This is a genomic window from Streptomyces sp. NPDC050485 (assembly GCF_044458185.1).
Lineage (GTDB): Bacteria > Actinomycetota > Actinomycetes > Streptomycetales > Streptomycetaceae > Streptomyces.
In genome coordinates this window covers 1-4,864 of sequence record NZ_JBITHR010000069.1, presented here as the reverse complement: position 1 = coordinate 4,864, position 4,864 = coordinate 1, and the positions used below count along the sequence as shown (strand labels likewise).

The 4,864-nt window shown below is 65.0% G+C and carries 5 protein-coding genes and 1 pseudogene; 5 read left to right on the top strand and 1 reads right to left on the bottom strand.

Annotated elements, in window-relative coordinates; all coding sequences use genetic code 11:
- Positions 1-269: 269 nt before the first annotated feature.
- The 3 genes from ACIBK6_RS42320 to ACIBK6_RS42310 all read left to right on the top strand — a co-directional run bounded on the left by ACIBK6_RS42320 (position 270) and on the right by ACIBK6_RS42310 (position 3,066).
- The gene (locus ACIBK6_RS42320; protein WP_399058809.1) at positions 270-740 is read left to right on the top strand and encodes a helix-turn-helix domain-containing protein; all 471 of its coding nucleotides are present in this window, start codon (positions 270-272) and stop codon (positions 738-740) included.
- Positions 629-1,411 (top strand): IS630 family transposase, encoded by a 783-nt coding sequence (locus ACIBK6_RS42315; RefSeq protein ID WP_399058807.1) that lies wholly within the window; start codon positions 629-631, stop codon positions 1,409-1,411. The genes ACIBK6_RS42320 and ACIBK6_RS42315 overlap by 112 nt, the downstream gene beginning before the upstream one ends.
- A 152-nt stretch (positions 1,412-1,563) precedes the next feature.
- Entirely contained in the window at positions 1,564-3,066 is a 1,503-nt protein-coding gene (locus ACIBK6_RS42310) for an IS1634 family transposase (RefSeq protein WP_399058805.1), read from the top strand.
- A gap of 24 nt (positions 3,067-3,090) precedes the next feature.
- Here the strand turns inward: ACIBK6_RS42310 and ACIBK6_RS42305 are convergent, their stop codons facing one another.
- Positions 3,091-3,546 (bottom strand): MarR family transcriptional regulator, encoded by a 456-nt coding sequence (locus ACIBK6_RS42305; RefSeq protein WP_399058803.1) that lies wholly within the window; start codon positions 3,544-3,546, stop codon positions 3,091-3,093.
- A 383-nt stretch (positions 3,547-3,929) separates the two neighbouring features.
- On the opposite strand from ACIBK6_RS42305, the gene ACIBK6_RS42300 reads away from it, so the two are divergent.
- Together ACIBK6_RS42300 and ACIBK6_RS42295 are read left to right on the top strand one after the other, a co-directional pair.
- On the top strand, positions 3,930-4,427 hold the full coding sequence (locus ACIBK6_RS42300) for an SET domain-containing protein-lysine N-methyltransferase (protein WP_399058801.1): 498 nt from the start codon (positions 3,930-3,932) through the stop codon (positions 4,425-4,427).
- Between the two features lie 164 nt (positions 4,428-4,591).
- Positions 4,592-4,864, top strand: a pseudogene (locus ACIBK6_RS42295) (DNA-directed RNA polymerase subunit alpha); the annotation flags it as partial.

The following is a 4,864-nucleotide window of genomic DNA, read 5'->3' as shown; positions in this document are numbered from 1 at the left end:
AACTTCCTACGCTTTGGTGTCACGTGCTCTCTCCGCCGTTCCTGACCATGATCCTATCGGGGACCACTGTCCGAGAACTTCGGGGCGGCTCAGTCGGATTTGCAGGGCCTTTGACGCGACCGCCGTCGCCGGCCATCTGCGCCGGCCCAAGGGTTGCCGGTCTCGCGCGGCTGGAGCTAGTGGATCGTCGCCGCTTAGTTGTGGCATGGACTGGTTGGGAGACTGGCGTCTGACAAGTTCCAACCCACTTGCCAGACAGGACTGTTGTCATGGGTTCGCAGAAGAAGCGGCCAGTCAGGTTAACCACGCAAGATCGTGAGGAATTGGTCCGGGTGACCACGACGGGTGTTCGCGGGGCCTCGATGATCATGCGTGCCCGGGTGCTGCTCGCGCTGGACACATCGGCGGGTGAGGTGGATTCCAAAGAGGTGATCGCGACCCGGCTCGGCGTCTCCGGTGAGACATTGCGGCTGGTCGCCAAGCGTTTCGCCGAGACCGGTGGCGATGTTCATTCCACGATCGCGCGGAAGAAGCGCGACCTGCCGCCGGTCCCCTCTCCGGTAACCGGTGAGGTCGAAGCCCGGCTGATCGCGATGGCGTGCTCCCAGCCGCCCCAGGGCCATGCACGGTGGTCACTGCGACTGCTGGAGAAGCACCTCGCACTGGTCGAGGACCTCCCCGGCCTGGACCACTCCACCATCGGGCGGATCCTAAAAAAACGGAACTGCGCCCTCACCTGAAGAAGTGCTGGACCATCCCGCCACGGGCGAACGCACAGTTCGCAGCCCGGATGGAAGACGTCCTGGCCGTCTACACCCGGCCCTATGACCCGGCACGTCCGGTGGTGTGCATGGACGAGAAGCCCTACCAACTCCTCGGCCACGTCCGCGACCCACTCCCGGCCCGGCCCGGTCACGACGCCTGCCAGGACAGTGAATACATCCGCTGCGGCACCTGCTCCATCTTCGTGTGGACCGAACCCTTACGCGGATGGCGTCGCACCCAGGCACTGTCCCGACGGACTCGCACGGACTGGGCCGGCCAGGTCAAGCAGCTGCTGAACGTGGACTACCCCAACGCCGAGACCGTGGTTCTGGTGATGGACAACCTCAACACCCACAACATCGCCTCAGTGTATGAGGCATTCGAACCGCAAGAAGCCTTCACCCTGGCCCAACGCCTCGAGATCCACCACACACCCAAACACGGCTCATGGCTCAACATCGCCGAGATCGAACTCTCCGCACTCACCCGGCAATGCCTCGACCGCCGCATCGACGACCTCAACACACTCAACACCGAACTCACGGCCTGGCAGAACGCCACCAACACCCACCAACGCCAGGTGAATTGGCAGTTCACCACCCACGACGCACGCATCAAACTGCGCCACCTCTACCCCAAGCATTAGCCGCGACGATCTACTAGTCCCGTACTTCGCGGGTCGTTGATTCGTATGGTGTGACCGGTCCGGGGGTGTCCCGGGCCGGTGGTGTGGCGTTGGGTGGGGTGTGTCGATGACTTCCCGGTCCCCGCGGCCACGGCCTGTGCGTCAGCGCCTCGATGAGCGCGCATCTGACGCACGGGCAGGTGATCGAGGTGCTGGTGGTCAACCGGCTGACCTCGCCGGCACCGCTGGTGAGGGTCGGTGACTGGGCCCGCACCTGGGCGGTGGAGGAGATCTTCGGTATCGAGGCGGGCCTGCTCAACGACGACCGTCTGGCCCGGCCCCTGGACGCGATCGCCCCGAAACTGGAGGCCATCGCGGGCACCGTCGGCGCACGGGCCATCGCCGAGTTCGGGATCGACGTGTCGAGACTGCACTGGGACATGACCAGCATGTCCGTTCACGGCGACTACCCCGTCGAGGGCCAGGACGAGCGGTACCCAGTCATCGCCCACGGGCGTCCCAAGGACCGGCGGGTGGACCTCAAGCAGGTCCAGGCCGGGCTCGCGGTGTCCGCCGACGGTTCCATCCTCGTTCATGCCCGGGTCCTGGGCGGCAAAGCGGCCGAGGTCAGCCAGGTCGTCGGGGCGATGAAAGACCTGCAGCACATGGCAGGTGAGCGCAAGTTCCTGATGGTCACCGACTCCAAGCTGGTGTCGTATGCCAATGTCGCCGCGCTGCTTGCGGCCGGAGTCGACTTCATCGCTCCCGTCCCGGCTTCCCAGATCAAGGACGAGGTCTATGCCTCGCTGGATCCCGCCCAGGCCCAGGCGGGGGACTGGGTGCCGGAACGGGATGCGGGCAAACCCGCCGACCAGCGCGAGAGCTATCAGGTCCTGGAGGACGTCCATACCCTGGCCGGGCGCCGCAAGCGGGATCCCGTGTACCGGGTGCGCCGGATCCCGGTGCACTCCACCGCCGTTGCGGCCGGCCAGCGCAGGGCCCGAGAAAAGCGTCTGGCCCGGGCCGGTGAGGAGATGGACAAACTCGCCGACGCTGCCGGCGGCTGGCACTACAAGACCCGCGAGAAGATCACAGCCCGCATCGCAGTCATCGCCGCCCAGCGCCACGTGGCCTCCTGTCTGCGCTGGACGATCACCGAGGATGAACGCCAAACCCCCACCCTGGTCTGGCACTTCGACCAGGAGGTCCTGGATGCCGAGGCCGCGGTGGACGGCTGGTATGCACTGTTGAGCAGCATCCCGGCCGAGCGTGCCGACCCGTCCCAGATCCTGGTCCACTACAAGGGCCAGGGCACCGTCGAACGCCGCTACCACGACTTCAAGGGCCCCCTCGCGGTCGCCCCGGTCTTCGTGCAGCACAACCGGCGCGTCGCCGCCCTGATCCAGGTCATCTGCCTGGCCCTGCTCGTCTTCTGCCTCATCGAGCGCCAGGCCAGACGCGCCCTCGGCGGTGACCAGACCATGACCGGCCTCTATCCGGACAACCGCCGGGTCCGTCCCGCCGGACGCATGATCTTCTACCACCTCGGCGAACTCACCCTGCGGATCGGCAGCATCTCCGACCCACCCACCGTCCAGATAACCCGCGGCGTCCAACTCCACCTCCTCGACCTGCTCGACACCGACATCACACGAACCCGCTGGCCACAGACCTGAAATGACGACCCGCGAAGTACGGGTCTAGTGGTGCCATGCCTCGCCTCCGACGTTGTGGATCATCCGCTGCAGTACCTTGAGGGTGACCAGGTACTCCTCATCAGTGATGCCGTCGTGGGCTTGCTTTCGCATGGCCGTCTGGCGCTCTGCGCACTGGCGATAGACCGTGTCTCCCCCAGAGGTCAGCTGAAGCCGGTTCTCATTGTCGAGTGTGAGCAAGTCCCGGTCGAGGAGGGCGTCGATCTCCCTCGCGAGCGCGGTTCCCACGTCCAAGTAGCCCTGCAGGACTACCGTCACTTCCGCGCGGGTCCGGCCGTTCTCGCTGGTAGCCACCTGGTTCAGAACCCACCACTGGGGCTGGGTGACATCGAACTGTGCCAGCTCGGCGCGGATGTTCGTGACGACTGCTTTGTGAGCGGCCCAGCTCCAGTAACCAATCGGCTGCTTGACCAGCTCGGTGTCGTAGTGCGAGTACTCCATCGGTCTGTCCTCACCATCTGGGGAACTTGGCTGGCGAGAATGAACGTAGAACCTAAACCAAACATGAGGTCAAGCAGCTGCAGGCGTTCAGTGGCGGCATCGCGACGGACGACTACAGCTGCTGCCGCTCCCGCACTCGAATACCACCGAGAGTCACGACCCAGTCCACCGGAGCAGAGCATTCGCGACAGTTGATTACGCGTCTCTACCAGTAGCCCTCCATGGTGATCGTCCCCAGGATCTTGAAAAGGCCATGGCCGATCGGGTGTGTGCTGCAAGGATCAGCAGACCGCGGTCGAGGAGCCCCTCGGCGGCGCGTCGATTTGTCGTGCCTGCAGCTTGGTCACCCGCGGGCGTGCTGATCCCTCAGAGAGCAGGCGACGATGGATAACGGCTTCGAACTCCGGAGGACTCACGGAAAAGGGGAAGGCGTTTTCGCCACCCGGTCCTTCCGGGTCGGTGAGACGGTGATGGTTGGTGTCATCGACCGTGAACTGGAGCGCAATCACTCCCATGCCTCCCAGGTCGGTGCGGAACGTTTCGTGTTGCACGGCGGGCTCGTCCCGAAGGTGAACCACTCGTGTGAACCGAACTGCGGGATCCGCCTCAATTCCAGCGGTGCACACGACTATGTCGCCCGTGCACCCATCGCCGCCGGCGAGGAGATCACTTTCGACTATGCGATGCGGAACTACTCGGTTGGCTACTTCGCCGCCCGCTGCCGGTGCGGCTCGCGCCACTGCCGCGGCCGCATCACCGGTTGGCAGGATCTACCGGCCAGGCGCAAAGCGGACTACCACGGCTTTGTCGCCCCCTACCTTATCGAGATGGACGACCAGGCCGACAGGGCTCTGGCCGCCCGCCGAGACCACCGCAGGTAACCCGCCCGGCAGCTCGCTGACCGGCCCTCCTGCTCGCCGTTCAATCCCGCGGAAATCTGTGCCTTACCCCGAGCCGGGCGGTGCAGCCTCTTTTGACGCCGTATCGCCCATATCCTTGGTGTCTACGGCGTCACATAGCGGGCGCCGAACGGAGGCACCACCTCATGCTCATCGCGCAGCGCCCGTCCCTGACCGAAGAGCTCGTCGACGCATACCGCTCCCGGTTCGTGATCGAGCCGCTGGAGCCGGGCTTCGGCTACGCCATCGGCAACTCCCTGCGTCGTACTCTCCTTTCCTCGATTCCTGGTGCCGCTGTCACCAGCATCCGGGTTGACGGTGTCGTGCACGAGTTCACCACCGTGCCGGGCGTCAAGGAGGACGTCACCGACCTCATCCTGAACATCAAGCAGCTGGTCGTCTCCTCGGAGCACGACGAG

Coding starts and splice junctions, on each gene's coding strand:
- ACIBK6_RS42320 (WP_399058809.1), top strand. CDS start 270: ATGGGTTCGCAGAAGAAGCGGCCAGTCAGGTTAACCACGCAAGATCGT.
- ACIBK6_RS42310 (WP_399058805.1), top strand. CDS start 1,564: ATGAGCGCGCATCTGACGCACGGGCAGGTGATCGAGGTGCTGGTGGTC.
- ACIBK6_RS42305 (WP_399058803.1), bottom strand. CDS start 3,546: ATGGAGTACTCGCACTACGACACCGAGCTGGTCAAGCAGCCGATTGGT.
- ACIBK6_RS42300 (WP_399058801.1), top strand. CDS start 3,930: ATGGATAACGGCTTCGAACTCCGGAGGACTCACGGAAAAGGGGAAGGC.